The 15253-nt window shown below is 68.2% G+C and carries 13 protein-coding genes; 8 read left to right on the top strand and 5 right to left on the bottom strand.

The window, feature by feature from the left end:
- Window positions 1–32: 32 nt before the first annotated feature.
- Entirely contained in the window at window positions 33–1019 is a 987-nt protein-coding gene (locus GH2_RS09415) for an NADPH:quinone oxidoreductase family protein (protein ID WP_066166624.1), read from the top strand.
- A 63-nt stretch (window positions 1020–1082) separates the two neighbouring features.
- Window positions 1083–1769, top strand: coding sequence for a TetR/AcrR family transcriptional regulator (locus GH2_RS09410; protein WP_066166357.1), 687 nt, complete (start codon window positions 1083–1085; stop codon window positions 1767–1769).
- Here the strand turns inward: GH2_RS09410 and GH2_RS09405 are convergent.
- Genes GH2_RS09405 through GH2_RS09395 form a run of 3 tightly spaced genes read right to left on the bottom strand, consistent with a single transcriptional unit; the run spans window position 1763 to window position 6398 of the window.
- Entirely contained in the window at window positions 1763–2518 is a 756-nt protein-coding gene (locus GH2_RS09405) for an SWIM zinc finger family protein (RefSeq protein WP_066166354.1), read from the bottom strand. The two genes, GH2_RS09410 and GH2_RS09405, sit on opposite strands and share 7 nt — an antisense overlap.
- The gene (locus GH2_RS09400) at window positions 2515–5376 is read right to left on the bottom strand and encodes a DEAD/DEAH box helicase (RefSeq protein WP_157086045.1); all 2862 of its coding nucleotides are present in this window, start codon (window positions 5374–5376) and stop codon (window positions 2515–2517) included. Before GH2_RS09400 ends, GH2_RS09405 begins: the two co-directional genes overlap by 4 nt.
- Window positions 5373–6398 (bottom strand): ABC transporter substrate-binding protein, encoded by a 1026-nt coding sequence (locus tag GH2_RS09395; protein WP_066166351.1) that lies wholly within the window; start codon window positions 6396–6398, stop codon window positions 5373–5375. Before GH2_RS09395 ends, GH2_RS09400 begins: the two co-directional genes overlap by 4 nt.
- 231 nt (window positions 6399–6629) lie before the next feature.
- Here GH2_RS09395 and ctaD point away from each other — a divergent pair, with 231 nt between their 5' ends.
- From ctaD to GH2_RS09380, 3 genes are all read left to right on the top strand, one after another.
- Complete coding sequence (gene ctaD, locus GH2_RS09390; protein WP_066166344.1) at window positions 6630–8351, top strand: aa3-type cytochrome oxidase subunit I; 1722 nt, start codon at window positions 6630–6632, stop codon at window positions 8349–8351.
- A 70-nt stretch (window positions 8352–8421) separates the two neighbouring features.
- Complete coding sequence (gene serB, locus GH2_RS09385; protein ID WP_066166340.1) at window positions 8422–9693, top strand: phosphoserine phosphatase SerB; 1272 nt, start codon at window positions 8422–8424, stop codon at window positions 9691–9693.
- A 1-nt stretch (window position 9694) separates the two neighbouring features.
- Window positions 9695–10423: a peptidyl-tRNA hydrolase gene (locus GH2_RS09380; RefSeq protein ID WP_066166337.1), complete on the top strand. Its 729-nt coding sequence runs from the start codon at window positions 9695–9697 to the stop codon at window positions 10421–10423.
- A gap of 63 nt (window positions 10424–10486) precedes the next feature.
- On the opposite strand, the gene GH2_RS09375 is transcribed toward GH2_RS09380, so the two are convergent.
- Window positions 10487–11524 (bottom strand): LLM class flavin-dependent oxidoreductase, encoded by a 1038-nt coding sequence (locus tag GH2_RS09375; RefSeq protein ID WP_066166334.1) that lies wholly within the window; start codon window positions 11522–11524, stop codon window positions 10487–10489.
- A 104-nt stretch (window positions 11525–11628) separates the two neighbouring features.
- Here GH2_RS09375 and GH2_RS09370 point away from each other — a divergent pair, with 104 nt between their 5' ends.
- Both GH2_RS09370 and GH2_RS09365 read left to right on the top strand, forming a co-directional pair.
- Window positions 11629–12462: an ABC transporter ATP-binding protein gene (locus GH2_RS09370; RefSeq protein ID WP_066166331.1), complete on the top strand. Its 834-nt coding sequence runs from the start codon at window positions 11629–11631 to the stop codon at window positions 12460–12462.
- A gap of 114 nt (window positions 12463–12576) precedes the next feature.
- Window positions 12577–13401 carry an NUDIX hydrolase gene (locus GH2_RS09365; protein WP_066166328.1) on the top strand — a complete coding sequence of 275 codons (825 nt, stop codon included), beginning with the start codon at window positions 12577–12579 and terminating at the stop codon, window positions 13399–13401.
- Window positions 13402–13428: 27 nt separating this feature from the next.
- Here GH2_RS09365 and ligD read toward each other — a convergent pair whose 3' ends face one another.
- On the bottom strand, window positions 13429–14370 hold the full coding sequence (ligD, locus tag GH2_RS09360) for a non-homologous end-joining DNA ligase (RefSeq protein ID WP_066166325.1): 942 nt from the start codon (window positions 14368–14370) through the stop codon (window positions 13429–13431).
- Between the two features lie 92 nt (window positions 14371–14462).
- Between ligD and GH2_RS09355 the strand changes: the two genes are divergently transcribed.
- Window positions 14463–15251: an enoyl-CoA hydratase/isomerase family protein gene (locus tag GH2_RS09355; RefSeq protein ID WP_066166322.1), complete on the top strand. Its 789-nt coding sequence runs from the start codon at window positions 14463–14465 to the stop codon at window positions 15249–15251.
- The last annotated feature ends 2 nt before the right edge of the window (window positions 15252–15253 follow it).

The raw sequence follows: 15253 nt of genomic DNA, 5'->3' as shown, positions 1-15253 counted from the left end.
ATCCAGTCGAATCCGGAAGTGACGGAGTAGTGATGCACGCAGTTCAATTGGTGGAAGCCGTGGGTCCGGACGGTCTGCGCCTCGTCGAGGTCGATGAACCTCACGCGGCCGATGGCCGGGTGGTCGTCGATCTCGCTGCGGCGGGGGTGTCCTTTCCGGATCTCCTGAGAACGATGGGGAGCTACCAGATGGTCGCCGACCTGCCGTGCGTCCTGGGCGTCGAAGGCGCGGGCGTGGTGCGGTCGGCGCCGCCGGGAAGCGGAGTCCGTGAGGGGGATCGGGTCGCCGTCCTCGCCCTCGACGGCGCCTGGCAGCAGACGGTGACGCTGGATCCGACCGCCGTCTTCCCGCTGCCGGACGGGGTGTCTCTGGCAGCCGCGGCAGGGATCGTCATGAACTACCTGACCGTCCACTTCGCTCTCGATGAACGAGCGCGGTGTCGGGCCGGCGAGGTGGTCCTGGTCCACGGTGCGGCCGGCGGAATCGGCGTCGCCGCACTTCGGGTCGCGTCGGCGCTCGGACTGACCACCATCGCGGTGGTGAGCAACGACGCCAAGGCTGCGGTGGCCGAGGACAACGGCGCCGACCACGTGGTTCGTGTCGACGGATTCAAAGACGCGGTGAAGGAGATCACCGTCGGCCGAGGAGTCGACATCGTCATCGACCCCGTCGGCGGCGACCGCTTCACCGACAGCCTTCGCAGCCTCGCCATCGGTGGCCGGGCAGTCGTCCTCGGGTTCACCGGCGGCTCCATTCCGACGGTGAAGGTGAATCGCCTGCTCATGAACAACGGATCGGTCGTCGGTGCGGGCTGGGGCGAGTACATCCGCGTCGATCCGGGCTACCCCTCCCGGCAGTGGGCCGCTCTGCATCCGCTACTCGAATCGGGCGACCTCGGCATTCCAGAGCCCACTGTCCTGTCGATGGACCGAGCGGCGGATGCGCTCCGGCTGCTGGAGAGCCGGACGTCGACGGGGAAGATCGTGCTCGACCTTCGCTCCGACGCCGAAAGGCGGTGACAGTGTGCCGACCAGACGGCGATCGGTCGATAGAGTGGTCAGAGATCAGCAGGGAGGTGCGGGATGTCGAGTGGTGCGGTAACCGAGTCGTCGATCGACTGGCGTCACTACGACGATCTTCCGCTCACGCCGATCTTGACGGCATCGTTGGAGGCGTTCGAGTCCAACGGGTACCACGGGGCGTCGATCCGTGACATCGCTCGTCGGGTCGGCGTCTCGATGCCGTCGCTGTACTACCACTACGGAAGCAAAGAAGGGATCCTGAGCGCCCTCCTCGAGGTCGGGATGGACGACCTGCAGATGCATCTGCAGGGAGCGCTCGCCGACGCCGGCGACGATCTGTTCACTCAGTTCTGCCATTTCGTCACTGCCGTGAGTCTGCACGAGTCGCGGAGGAGAGACCTGGCGAAGCTGCATCCCGAGTCGCGGTTTCTGGGTGCGGAGGCGTTCGCGGTGTACGTGGCGCGGCGTAACGCGGTGGGCGACCAGTTCATCGAGTTGATCGAACAGGGGCAGGAGGCGGGCCTGTTCGACGTAGCGGACAGTCATTTCGTGGCCCGCGGCGCATTCGCCATGATGCAGGGCACGCCGCGATGGTTCCGCGCCAGCGGTCCGGACACCCCCGAGGCGGTCGCGGCCAAGTATCTGCAGGTGATCATCAAGATGGTCGCGTCGACGGAGATGGCTCCGGAGCTGCTGGAACGGGCGTCCGCATTGCCGTCGCAATCGGATTCGACCCCAGCTCACTGACGTCGCGTCAGCACGTCGTAGTAGATCGCCAGATCGTCGAGCGCCTCCGCGACCTCGGTCATCGCAACGCCGGTGGCACGCAGGGCCTGACGCAGCATCGCCGGATCCAGTTCGGTGAGGGCGTCGAGAGTGGGGAACGATGGCGCCGGCGGCGGCAGTCGGTGATCGCCGAACGGATCGTCGACGGTCAGCGGCGCCGACTCCACGTCCGCGGGCTGCGCATCGCCGTCGTGGGCCGCCGCGAGGAGCTCGGGGAGATCGGTGCCCATCACCGTCAGGAGCGTGGTCGGTCGCCGGTCGATCTCGGCGGCCACCTCGAATGCAACCGCCAGGACATGGGTGCACCGCGGTGCGTCGTCGGGGCAGGTGCAGTCGGAGACGACGTCGGCGGGCTCGGTCGGCGCGATCAGATCGCCGAGTGCGGGCGGTTGCTCACCCCGTGCCAACTCGAGGAGCGCATCGGCGTCTCCGGTGCGGCGGAGCAGGTCGATCACGGTCGCCGGGTCGACCGTTCGCGTCTCCAGCTGCACGTCGAACGGGTCGAGCTGACTGCCGCGGACCGACGCGGTGACCCATCCGTGCGCAATCTGCAGTCCGTCGACGTGCCGATCGCGAAAGTATCGGCGCGCACCGGTGATCCGACGATGATCGGCTCCTGCCTCCATCACGCTCACGAATGCGCGCGACCAGCCGGTGATGCCGTAGCCGCGGACCGCGGGTTTGGTGCGACGAGACCGTCCGGGACTCATTCGCCCACCGCCTCGTCGCGCAAGGCGAGCAGGTCGAGCAGGGTGTCGTCGTCGAGTTCGGTGAGCCAGGACTCCCCGGTGCTGACCGTCAGTGCGGAGAGTTCCCGCTTGGCGGTGATCATCTCGTCGATGCGCTCCTCGAGAGTTCCGACGCAGACGAACTTCCGGACCTGTACGTTGCGCTGTTGACCGATGCGGTAGGCGCGATCGGTCGCCTGATCTTCCACCGCCGGATTCCACCAGCGATCGGCATGGATCACGTGATTGGCGGCCACCAGGTTCAGCCCGGTGCCACCTGCTTTGAGCGTCGCGAGAAGAACGGGAGGGCCGTCCGATTCGGCGAATCGAGACACCATCGCGTCGCGTTGCTCGCGGGAACTGCCGCCGTGCAGCAGTGGAACGTCGGTGCCGAGGACCGGTGCCAGCCACTGCGAGAGCAGCTCGGCGAAGGCGGCGAACTGGGTGAACACCAGGGCTCGTTCCCCGTCGGCGATCACCGTCGTCAGGATGTCGACGAGCAACTCCACCTTGCCCGAGCGGTGCCTGCCGCGGCGCAGCATCGCGGAACCGTCGTCCAGGTAGTGGGCGGGATGATTGCAGATCTGTTTGAGGCGGGTCAGTGCGGCGAGGACGGTGCGCCGACGCGGCCCGCTCTGCCTGGTGTCGGCAAGCGCCTCGTTCAGCTCGTTCAGCACCGCCTGATACAGACCGGCCTGTTCACTGGAGAGGTTGGTCCGCACCAGCAACTCGGTCTTGGCGGGCAGGTCGGGGGCGATCGCCGGATCGGTCTTCTCCCTCCGCAGAATGAACGGCCGCGTCACCGCGGAGAGTCGAGCGACGGCACGCGGATCACGGTCGCGTTCAATCGGTTCGGCGAATCGTGCGCGGAACGACGAGGCGGTCCCGAGCATGCCCGGATTCACCAGATCGATCACCGCGCGCAGATCCTCGAGGCGGTTCTCCACCGGGGTGCCGGTCAGCGCGATTCGCTGCGCGGCGCCGATGGCGCGCAGAGCTTTCGCCGCGGCCGTGTGGACGTTCTTCACATGCTGGGCCTCGTCGACCACCAGTTCTGCCCACGCCGACGCGGCCAGCGCGACACGGTCCCGGGAGAGCGTCGCGAAGGTCGTGAGGACCACGTCCGGTCGGTCGACGGCGATGCGGTCCGCGGACCGGCCGGACCCGTGATGGACCAGCACCCGCAGATGCGGTGCGAAGGTCGCCAGTTCGCGACTCCAGTTGCCGATGACCGACATCGGGCAGACCACGAGTGCAGGCGGAGAATCCGCCGATCCCTCACGATTCGCCGTCAGCAACGCGATGACCTGCACTGTCTTGCCGAGACCCATGTCGTCGGCGAGGACGCCGCCAGCGCCGATGCCGCCGAGCGCGGCCAGCCACTCCAGGCCGCGTTGCTGGTAGGGCCGCAGCTGCGCCCGGAGGCGAGACGGCGCAGGGAGCTGCGGCGGAGCGAAGACGCCGCCGTCCGCGATGTCGTCGAGCCACCCGAGGCCGGACACGGCCGAGAGCGGAACGGGCAGCGCGCCATCGCGATCGGTGACGAGCGCCAGCAGCTCGGCCATCGTCGGCCGCGCATCCGCGGACGCGAGCGCGCGCTGCGCCGCGATGAACGAGGCCGCCCGATGCAGCGCCGCGCCCTCGGCGCGCAGCCACTTGCCGCGGAGTCGCACCAGGTCGCCGCTCTGCTGGGCCAGTTCGTCGATGTCGGATTGAGTGAGGTCGTGCCCGCCGGCGACGTCGCCCAGCGCAAGCCGCCACTCGAAGTCGGAGATCTCGTCGAGGCCGACGAAACCGGGGCGCGACCCGCCGCCGGGCACCTGCTCGGACCGGATCGACAGCGTCGGGGTCACCGCGGCGATGGACGACGGCAGCAGCACAGTGATCCCGGCGGCCTGCAGATCGGCGACGCCGCCGCCCAACAGTTCGTCGACGACGCCGGTCGTCAGCAGGAAATCGAGGCTGTGCGGGTCGGCTTCGGCGCGGCTCAACTCACCGAAGGCGACCGTCGCCCGCGCGAGCTCGGTGGTGACGGCGTCGAGCTCGTGCGGATCGAGCCGATGCGGGACGGCCGGGGCCAGCTCTCCGGTCGGGGTCTGCCTGCAGACCTCGAGTCGCCACCGCACCTGCGCGGGAGAGAGCGGCGGCTCATCCGGGTCGTCGTCGGGAGTGTGCAGTCGGAGCACCACCGCGGCGGTACCCGGCCCTGCGGTACCGACCCAGTCCTGCCACGACTGCAGGCTGCGGGGCCCGGCATCGGCGGAGAGCAGCGTCGGCGCGCGGTCGGCGAGCCCGGCGATCACCGGCACGCTCGACGACCGGCGTGCCGCAGCCAGCCGACGCCGACACTCGTGGTCGAGTGCCTGGTCGACGAAGTCGGTCACCGCGGCGGCGTCGGCCGCGATCAGCGGTGGCGCCGAGGCGTGCGCGACCGCCAGCCAACTACGCCACGCAGGCGTCGGGACGGCGACCCAGCGGACTTCGTACTCCCCACCCGCCAGGCACGTGCTCGGGGCCACCGCACCCGAGGAGATGTATGCGCGGACGCCGGCCAGTAGATAGCGGTAGAAGGCGATGTCGCCGCCGACGGGCAGGTGCTCGCACCGGTCGAGCAGTTCGACGGCACTCGGCACTCCCAGACCCGTCGCCGGCCGATACTGCCGGGTTCCGTCGCCTCCGAGGTCGACGGCATGCCGAAGTCGGCGCTCCGCGAGGAGATCGGCCAGTGAGGCGGGCACCTCAACGACGGCGCCGAACACCTCTCCGGCCTCGGCGGGAGCGTCGGGCCAGACGGCCAGGCCCAGCCCCGACACCCACCGGACACGCAGCGGTGCGATCACCCCGACGAACTGCTGTTGAGCGAGCTCTTCACGTCGTTGAGTACCAGCCAGGCGGCAGCCAACCCGGAACCGGAGAACCAGACGGTGTCGTCGACGTTGAGGACGCGCTTCCAGGTCGGGGCGCCCATGTCGAGCCACCGATCGCTGAGCAGGACCTCCTTACCGCGCTCGGTGCCCTGCGGGCCCTGGAAGGCGACATAGATGAGGTCGGCGTCGGCGTCGGTGTAGTTCGCATCGGTGACCGGCACTGCTTTCGGGGCGCGCTGTGTCGCCGGCCTGCCGACGCCGACCTGCGCCATCACTTGCGCACCGAACGACGACGTGCCCTCGATCAGCTCGGCGTCGGGCGTGAAGCGGACCAGTGATACCTGTGTCTGCGCCGCATCCATGACGCGGCCGACGCGGGTGGCTTCGGCGGCGAACTCGGTCAGGCGGGTCTGCGCGGCCGCCGACCGGTGGACGGCGGCCGCGACTGCGCGGAACGACGTCTGCCACTCGGTCGTCGGATCGACGGTCACGACGCGGACGGCGCCGACGGCACCGGTGTCGCGCAGGGCGGCGAGCCGGTTCGCGGTAGCGGGGGAGGAGAGGATGACGTCCGGGGCGGCGTTCGTGACCGCCGCGGCGTCGGGCGTGTCGCCGAGCGCGGGGATCCCGGTCAGCTGCGGACCCAGAAACTCGGGAACCGATCCGGCGGGTGCGACGATTCCCTTGACCTGGCCGCCCATGCCGAGTGCACAGAGTGCATCGAGCAGTGCCGGGTCGGTCACGACGATCCGGGTGACGTCAGTGGCGCCCGGATCGGGTGCGGTCGGTGCCAAGCACGTCTTCGCGTAATCGCGGCCGGCGTTCACGATGTTGACCTCGGCGATCCGTGTGACGGTGGTGCTGATGACCGATCCGTCCGGCGTGCGGAGAATCCCGTCGTCGCTCGCGCACGCGCCGAGGCCGACGGACAGTGCGGCGGTCGCGGCGAGCGCGCCGGTGCGGCGTAGCGCAGAAGTGGGGAGCTTGAAGAACACTCGCCCACGCTAGCATCGACGCGCCCGGTGAAAGACTGCTGCAGAAGGGGACTACCTGCGGCGATCAGACAGGGCTATCTTGTAATTACGACAGATCGTAGGACCCGGTCGGAACTGCACGTCGCTCTGGTTTACGATCAGTACGTAGCGCAAGCGCCATAGGTGACTAGGGCAGCAGAGTTTGGGCCGTGAGGCCTGGTGCCCACCAGCGGCGCCGAGGAGGAGGAATCTGTGACCGCGGTAGACCAACCGACGACCAGAGTGGAGGCTGAGCGGCCGTATCCGGCTCGCGTCCAGCCCAAGGGGTCGTTCTTCTACAAGCTCATCACGACCACCGATCACAAGCTGATCGGTCAGATGTACATCGCCACGTGTATCGCCTTCTTCATGGTCGGCGGTCTGATGGCGCTGCTCATGCGTGCCGAGCTCACCATGCCGGGACTGCAGTTCTTGTCGAACGAGCAGTTCAACCAGCTGTTCACCATGCACGGCACGGTGATGCTGCTGATGTACGCGACGCCGATCGTCATCGGTTTCGCCAACTTCGTCCTGCCGCTGCAGATCGGCTCGCCGGACGTCGCCTTCCCTCGCCTGAACGCACTGGGCTACTGGCTGTTCCTGTTCGGCAACCTCGTCGTCCTGGGTGGCTTCCTCACCCCGGGTGGCGCTGCTGACTTCGGCTGGACCGCCTACACGCCGCTCACCGACGCCGTGCACGCGCCGGGCGTCGGCGCCGACCTCTGGATCATGGGCCTGGGCGTCGCCGGTCTGGGCACCATCTTGGGCGCGGTCAACATGATCACGACCGTCGTGTGCCTGCGCGCACCCGGTATGACCATGTTCCGCATGCCGATCTTCACCTGGAACATCCTGGTCACCAGCATCCTGATCCTGCTGATCTTCCCGCTGCTGACCGCGGCGCTGATGGGCCTGGAGGTGGACCGCCAGTTCGGCGCGCACCTGTACGACCCCGCCAACGGCGGCGTGATCCTGTGGCAGCACCTGTTCTGGTTCTTCGGCCACCCCGAGGTCTACGTCATCGCCATCCCGTTCTTCGGCATCGTGTCCGAGGTCTTCCCGGTCTTCTCGCGGAAGCCCACATTCGGTTACTCGGGCCTGGTGTACGCCACCCTCGCCATCGCCGCTCTGTCGGTGGCCGTGTGGGCGCACCACATGTACGTCACCGGTTCGGTCCTGCTGCCGTTCTTCTCGTTCATGACGTTCCTCATCGCCGTTCCGACCGGCGTGAAGTTCTTCAACTGGATCGGCACCATGTGGAAGGGCCGAATAACGTTCGAGACCCCGATGCTGTTCGCCATCGGCTTCATCGTGACCTTCCTGTTCGGTGGTCTGACCGGTGTTCTGCTCGCCAGCCCGCCGCTCGACTTCCACGTGTCGGACACCTACTTCGTCGTGGCACACTTCCACTACGTCCTGTTCGGCACCATCGTGTTCGCGACCTTCTCGGGCATCTACTTCTGGTTCCCGAAGATGACCGGCCGCATGCTCGACGAGACCCTCGGCAAGTGGCACTTCTGGCTCACGTTCATCGGTTTCCACTTGACCTTCCTGGTTCAGCACTGGCTGGGTAACGAGGGCATGCCGCGTCGCTACGCCGACTACCTCCCGTCGGACGGCTTCACGGAACTGAACGTGATCTCGACCATCGGCGCCTTCACCCTCGGCCTCTCGCTCCTGCCGTTCACCTGGAACGTCTTCAAGAGCTACCGCTACGGCGAGGTGGTGACCGTGGACGATCCGTGGGGCTTCGGCAACGCACTCGAGTGGGCCACCAGTTGCCCGCCGCCGCGCCACAACTTCACCGAGCTGCCGCGCATCCGCTCGGAGCGCCCGGCGTTCGAGTTGCACTACCCGCACATGGTGGAACGCATGCGTTCGGAAGCCCATGTCGGCTGGGGCAGCGAAAAGCACCACGAGACTGCCGACGTGTAGTCGTCCCCCTCTGTTGATCAGGCCCGCCCGAGGTTCTTCCTCGGGCGGGCCTGATCTTTCGTACTGCCAGATGGGGCCGCAGCCCGACCGGGCGGCGGGATTCGACGTAGACCATAATTCAGGTGTGGAGAAACGCACCATTCTGATCACGGTCAGCGGCTCGGACCGGCCCGGCGTCACCTCGTCGCTGATGGGCGCACTCGCGGCCGCCGACGTCGATCTGCTCGACGTCGAACAAGTCGTCATTCACAACCACCTCACGCTGGGTGTCCTGGTCTCGACGACCGGTTCGGCTGCCGCGGTCCTCGACGCCGTCGATATGCCGATGCGGTCGCGCGGGATGGCGGTGGAACTGGTCGTCGACGCGGTCGGCAACGGTCGCACGCTGTCGACTCACGCGATCGTGATCCTGGGGTCGCCGGTGTCGGCGGCGTCGTTCCAGGCCGTCGCAGCGGAGGTCGCGGGCTGCGGCGGCAACATCGACACCATTCGCGGTGTGGCGGACTACCCGCTCACCGGGCTGGAACTGATGGTGACCGTCGACGACACCGAGGCCGCCGACAACGCCTTGCGGGCCGGCCTGGTCACCGTGGCCTCCCGATTCCCGATCGACATCGCCGTGGAACGCGGCGGACTGGGCCGTCGTGCCAAGCGCGTCATCGTCTTCGACGTCGACTCCACCCTCATCCAGGGGGAAGTGATCGAGATGCTCGCCGCCGAGGCCGGTCGCGAAGCCGAGGTGGCGGCGGTGACCGAGGCGGCCATGCGCGGCGAACTGGACTTCGCCGAGTCGCTGCACGAGCGGGTGAAAGCGCTCGCAGGCCTCGAGTCATCGGTGATCGACCGCGTCGCGCAGACGATCCAACTGACGCCGGGCGCACGCACCACCATTCGGACGTTGAACCGGCTCGGCTACCACTGCGGTCTGGTGTCCGGCGGCTTCCTTCAGGTCATCGAGCCGCTGGCGCGTGAACTCGACATCAAGTTCGTCCGCGCCAACACCCTCGAGGTGGTCGACGGCGTGCTCACCGGCAAGGTCATCGACGCCGTGATCGACCGGCCGGGGAAGGCGGAGGCGCTCCGGTCGTTCGCCGCCGAGGTCGGGGTCCCGATGGAGCACACCGTCGCGGTGGGCGACGGCGCCAACGACATCGACATGCTGGCCGCCGCGGGGATGGGGATCGCGTTCAACGCCAAGCCCGCGCTCCGCGAGGTGGCCGACACCACGTTGGATCATCCGTTCCTGGATGCGGTCCTGTTCATGCTCGGCGTGACGCGCGACGAGATCGAGGCGGCGGACATCGAGGACGGCAGCCTGCGTCGCGTGCCGCTGGACTCCTGACGTGTTCGACGACGTGTACCGACGACTCGTCGGTTACGTCGGCGGCGGCGAGGATCCCGTCGACCGTGACGATGTTCTCGCCATGCAGATGGTGCTGCGCATCGAAAAGGCCGATCCGCCGGATCGTCGCGCACTGCTGATCGCGGCCGCGCAGGCGGCCGTCTTGGTCTGCTTGGACGAGCGCGCCGAGAACGACGGCCCGTGGGCGCCTCGCCTCGACGCCTGGTGCGATGCGCGCATTCGGAAGATCGCCCGCCGAGCCCGCGGAAAACAGTGGGACGACGTCCAGGGGCTGTGGGGCGTGACGGTGGATCACGAGGGGGCACAGGCGCGGGCTTTCGTGCCGAGCCGCGTCGGCGACGTGGACCGGCGGATCACCAAACTGCAGATCGGCGGGACCGACGTCGACGGCGAGCCGATCCCCGCGGCGCCTGACGGCCGCGACGGACTGGGCCTGTGGCTCAATCCGACGTTGGACATGTCGCTGGGGAAGACCGCGGCGCAGGTCGGCCATGCGTCGATGCTCGGCGCGGCGCTCTTCTCGCTCGACGAAGCACGTGTCTGGGCGGCGGCGGGCTGCCCGCTCGACGTCGGTCAGGCCGACGTGGAGCGCTGGTCGCAGCTGACCGCCGCGGCCGACGCCGGGACCGCCGCAGCGGTGCGCGACGCCGGCTTCACCGAGATCGCGCCGGGCTCGGTGACGGTCATCGCGACGCGCTTCCCGCGCTGACGTCGGTCGAGTAGTGCCGGGACCGCGGGTCGGGACGACAGCCGCCCGGCCCGCGACTCGCGATCAGCGAACCGGGGCGGGCGCCAGCTTCTCCACCGTCCCGAACCAGACCTCCCGGTCGTTCGCGAGCGGAGCCAGGATGAGTTCGTCGGCGCGGGTGCGCTGGGCGAAGTCGTCGAGCTGCGCGAGCACCTGATCGGGGGCGCCGACGGCGGCGCAGCGCAGCATCTCGTCCACCTGGGCGCCCTGGGGGCCGTCGAGCAGCATCTCCGCCTCCGCGGTGGTGAGGTTGCGGCCGCGGTTGAACAGGAACTTGATCCGCTGGATCTTGGCGACCCGCAGTTGCTCGTAGGCGCGCTCGGCGTCGTCGTCGGCGATCACCGTCGCAGCGACCATCAGATACGGTTCGGACTCGCCGCCGTCCGGGAGCGCTGCGGGGCGGAACTCCCGCAGGTACAGCGAGGTGGCCTGGTCCAGGGCCTGCGGCGCGAAGTGGGAGGCGAACGCATAGGGCAACCCCAGTGCGGCGGCCAACTGCGCGCCGAACAGTGAGGAGCCGAGGATGTACAGCGGCACGTGCGTTCCGGCGCCGGGCACGGCGCGGACACCGTGCACCGTGGTGCCTGCGAAGTAGCGCTGCAGTTCGACGACGTCGGCCGGGAAGTGCTCGGAGGCGGCCGGTGTGCGACGCAGCGCGCTGAAGGTGGCGGGGTCACCGCCCGGAGCTCGGCCCAGACCGAGGTCGATGCGGTCGGGGTACAACTCGGCCAGAGTGCCGTACTGTTCGGCGATCGCCAGCGGCGAGTGATTGGGGAGCATCACGCCGCCGGCGCCGAGGCGGATCCGGGAGGTGTGCGCGGCCATGTGCGCCACCAGGACGGCGGGCGCCGCGGAGGCGATGGTCGGCATGTTGTGGTGTTCGGCGTACCAGATGCGCTCATAGCCGGTGGTGTCGGCGAACTCTGCCATCCGGCGGGAGTGGGTGAGGGCGTCGCGGACGGTTTCGCCCGACCCGACCTGTGCGAGGTCGAGAAGCGAGAAGGGGACGCGCGGAGTGGTCCCGGAATCGGGCACGACGAGATCAGGGGAAGAATCGGTCACGCCTAGTGCAGCGGTGTGCGCCCCGTTTGTATTCCGCACCGGGGTATTCCCCACATTTGCGTTCCCATGCCCGAAAGCGGATCGGCATCCGGCACCATGGAGGCGTGACCGAATTGATTGCTGACCCCGACCTGCTCATCGACTTCCGCGGAGTCTCGCTCATCCGCGACGGCAAGACACTCGTGGGACCGGTGGACTGGCAGGTGGAACTCGACGAGCGGTGGGTGATCATCGGCCCCAACGGGGCGGGCAAGACGTCGTTGCTGCGCATGGCTGCGGCGATGGACTTCCCGAGCCGCGGCGACGCGTTCGTGGTCGGTGAGCAACTGGGTCGCGTCGAGGTCCGCGAGCTCTCCACCCGGATCGGCATGGTCAGTTCGGCGATGGCGGCGCGGGTGCCTGCCGGCGAGCTGGTGTCCGACCTGGTGATCTCCGCCGGCTACTCGGTGCTCGGACGGTGGCGGGAGCAGTACGACGAGATGGATCGCGCGCAGGCTGCGGACATCTTGGAGTCGATGGGCGCCGAGCATCTGGCGGATCGCACGTACGGCACCCTGTCGGAGGGGGAGCGCAAACGCGTGCTGATCGCTCGCGGTCTGATGACCGATCCCGAACTCCTCCTGCTCGACGAGCCCGCCGCCGGACTGGACCTGGGCGGCCGGGAGGAACTCGTCAACCGATTGAGCGTCCTCGCCGCCGATCCGGATTCGCCTGCGATGGTGCTCATCACGCACCACGTGGAGGAGATCCCGCCGGGCTTCACCAACGTCCTGATCCTGTCGGAGGGCGGCGTCGTGGCGCAGGGTTCGCTCGAGGAGACGCTCACCGAGGAGAACCTCACGGCGGCGTTCCGCCAGAACATCGTGTTGTCCGAGGACGACGGCCGATACTTCGCGCGACGCGGTCGTACTGCGGGCGGGCACCGGCGCGCGGAGTGAGGATGTGCGCCCGCTGACGTCGGGAGGCGCTGAGCGCGATTCTCGCGTGTGCGAGTATGAGGAAAGACCGACCGAACGCAAGCTCGGTTGATCTCGATCAGAATGAGGGTGCACATGTTCACAGACGGCAAATCGGCGCCGGTCCCGCTGCGCGACGCGTCCACGGTGGTCCTTGTCCGCGACGCGGACCAGGGGATCGAAGTGTTTCTGCAGCGGCGCGTCAAGCAGATGGCGTTCGCGGGCGGCATGACGGTGTTCCCCGGCGGCGGCGTGGACGACCGCGACCGCGACGCAAAGATCAGCTGGGTCGGCCCCGACGTGGGCTGGTGGGCGCAGCAGTACGGCACCGACGTCGAGACCGCGCGGGCGCTCGTGTGCGCCGCAGTCCGCGAGACGTTCGAGGAGTGCGGAGTGCTGCTCGCTGGTTCCGCCGACGACGTGCACCCGAACCCGTCTGCACTCTCCGGGGAGCGGGAGCGCCTGGTGAACAAGGATATTTCGTTCGCGCAGTTCCTGAATGAGCACGATCTGGTGCTGCGGACCGACCTGTTGGCGCCGCTCTCGCACTGGATCACCCCGAAGAACGAGACTCGCCGCTACGACACCCGGTTCTTCCTCGCCGAGTTGCCCGCCGGGCAGTCGGCCGACGGCGAGACGTCCGAGGCGTCGGAGACCGTGTGGCTCACCGCGACGGGGGCGCTCGCCGCCTGGAACAACGGCAACCACTTTCTGCTTCCGCCGACCTGGTCGCAACTGCGGGTGATCGCCGGATATTCGACTGTCGCCGACCTGATGGCCGCCGACCACCAGATCACGCCGATCGAGCCGTCGATCGCCGATCGGTCTGGGATCGAGGGACTGCGCTTCGCCGACTCCGACGAGTACCTCGCCTCACTCGGCGACGGTCGAATGGATCAACTCAAAAACACGAACGCGTAGTCAGCCCCACGTCGACTCCTCTACCGGTCAACTCTTCTCGTCCCGCTCGGCCCACTCCAGCAGCGCGTCGAGTCCGAACGCCTCGCTGTCGATGTCGGCGTGCAGGTCGCCCAGATCGGCGTAGCGCGTGGGCATCGTGGCGACGGTGAAATCGTCGGGCTCGGCATCGTCGATCTCGTCCCACCGCAGCGGCGCCGACACCGTCGCGCGAGCGTTGGCCCGGATCGAGTAGGCGGCGGCCATCGTGTGGTCGCGCGCATTCTGATTGAAGTCGATGAAGACGGCGGAGGGATCGCGATCCTTACGCCACCAGGTGACCGTCGCGTCGTCGGGGAGGCGCCGCACCACTTCTGTGCCGAATGCGAGTGCGGCGCGCCGCACGTCGCCGAACTCCCACTCGGGTCGAATCCGGACGTAGATGTGCAATCCGTGACCGCCGGAGGTCTTCGGATAACCGACGATTCCCAGCTCGTCGAGGATCTCGTGCACCGCGTGTGCGACGCGCCGCACCCGGGCGAAGTCGGCCTGGGGCATCGGGTCGAGGTCGATACGCCATTCGTCCGGCTGTTCCACGCGGCCGCGGCGGGAGTTCCAGGGGTGGAACTCGACGGTCGCCATCTGCACCGCCCACACGACGGCCGCGGGCTCGGTGACACAGAGTTCCTGCACGGTGCGGGAGTAGCGGGGAAAGAAGATGTCGACGGTCTGAATCCAGTCGGGGGCGCCCGCGGGCAGCTTCTTCTGGTGCACCTTCTTCTCGGCCGTGCCCTTCGGGAAACGGTGCAGCATGCAGGGACGCTCGGCGAGGGCGCGGGTGATGCCTGCGGAGACCGCGAGGTAATAGTGTGCGATGTCGAGCTTGGTCAGACCGGCATCGGCGAAGTAGATGCGATCGGGGCTGCTGATGCGCACGTCGCGCATCGCCCCGTCGGGACCGGGAACATGCAGTACGACGGCGTCGTCAGCCATGCTGTCACCCTACGTGCCACCGGGCGTATGCACGTGTCAGTTGCGTGCTGCCCGGTTGGTTTGCAGACCTGACTTACCGGTAGCCTGCCCTCATGGCTGAGTTTGTCACGCTGGAGACGTCGGAGGAACACCCCGGCGTCGGAACCATTCTGCTCAATCGCCCGCCGATGAACGCATTGAACCGCCAGGTTCAGAACGAGCTCGCGGCGGCTGCCGACGAGGCGAGCCTGCGCGACGACATCAAGGCCGTCGTCGTCTACGGCGGACCCAAGGTGCTCGCCGCAGGCGCCGACATCAAAGAGATGCTCGACATGTCGCATGCCGACATCCGCAAGATCGCCAGCCGTCTGCAGCGGGCGATCGGCGCCATCTCAGAGATCCCGAAGCCGACCGTCGCCGCGATCACCGGGTACGCGCTCGGCGGCGGCCTCGAGGTGGCGCTCGGCGCCGATCGTCGTATCGCGGGCGACAATGCCAAGCTCGGCGTCCCCGAGGTGCTGCTGGGCGTGATCCCCGGTGGCGGCGGAACGCAGCGCCTGGCCCGGTTGATCGGCCCGTCCCGCGCCAAGGATCTGGTCTTCACCGGCCGCTTCGTCGGCGCCGAGGAAGCACTGAGGATCGGCCTCGTCGACCAGGTGGTCGCGCCCGACGACGTCTACAACGAGGCGCTCAAGTGGGCGGGACAGTTCGCGGGTGCGGCCTCGGCGGCACTCGCGGCAGCCAAGACCGCGATCGACTCCGGCCTGGAGGTCGATCTCGCGACCGGCCTGAAGATCGAGGAGCAGGTGTTCGCCGGCCTGTTCGCCACCCAAGACCGAACGATCGGCATGGAGTCGTTCGTCGCCAACGGCCCCGGCAAGGCCGAGTTCACCGGAAAGTAGGA

This window comes from Gordonia hydrophobica NBRC 16057, assembly GCF_001592365.1.
GTDB lineage: Bacteria > Actinomycetota > Actinomycetes > Mycobacteriales > Mycobacteriaceae > Gordonia > Gordonia hydrophobica.
The sequence above is the reverse complement of the archived record's forward strand: the minus strand, read 5'-3'. Positions and strand labels throughout refer to the sequence as shown.

Coding starts and splice junctions, on each gene's coding strand:
- GH2_RS09415 (WP_066166624.1), top strand. CDS start 33: ATGCACGCAGTTCAATTGGTGGAAGCCGTGGGTCCGGACGGTCTGCGC.
- GH2_RS09410 (WP_066166357.1), top strand. CDS start 1,083: ATGTCGAGTGGTGCGGTAACCGAGTCGTCGATCGACTGGCGTCACTAC.
- GH2_RS09405 (WP_066166354.1), bottom strand. CDS start 2,518: ATGAGTCCCGGACGGTCTCGTCGCACCAAACCCGCGGTCCGCGGCTAC.
- serB (WP_066166340.1), top strand. CDS start 8,422: ATGGGGCCGCAGCCCGACCGGGCGGCGGGATTCGACGTAGACCATAAT.
- GH2_RS09365 (WP_066166328.1), top strand. CDS start 12,577: ATGTTCACAGACGGCAAATCGGCGCCGGTCCCGCTGCGCGACGCGTCC.
- ligD (WP_066166325.1), bottom strand. CDS start 14,370: ATGGCTGACGACGCCGTCGTACTGCATGTTCCCGGTCCCGACGGGGCG.
- GH2_RS09355 (WP_066166322.1), top strand. CDS start 14,463: ATGGCTGAGTTTGTCACGCTGGAGACGTCGGAGGAACACCCCGGCGTC.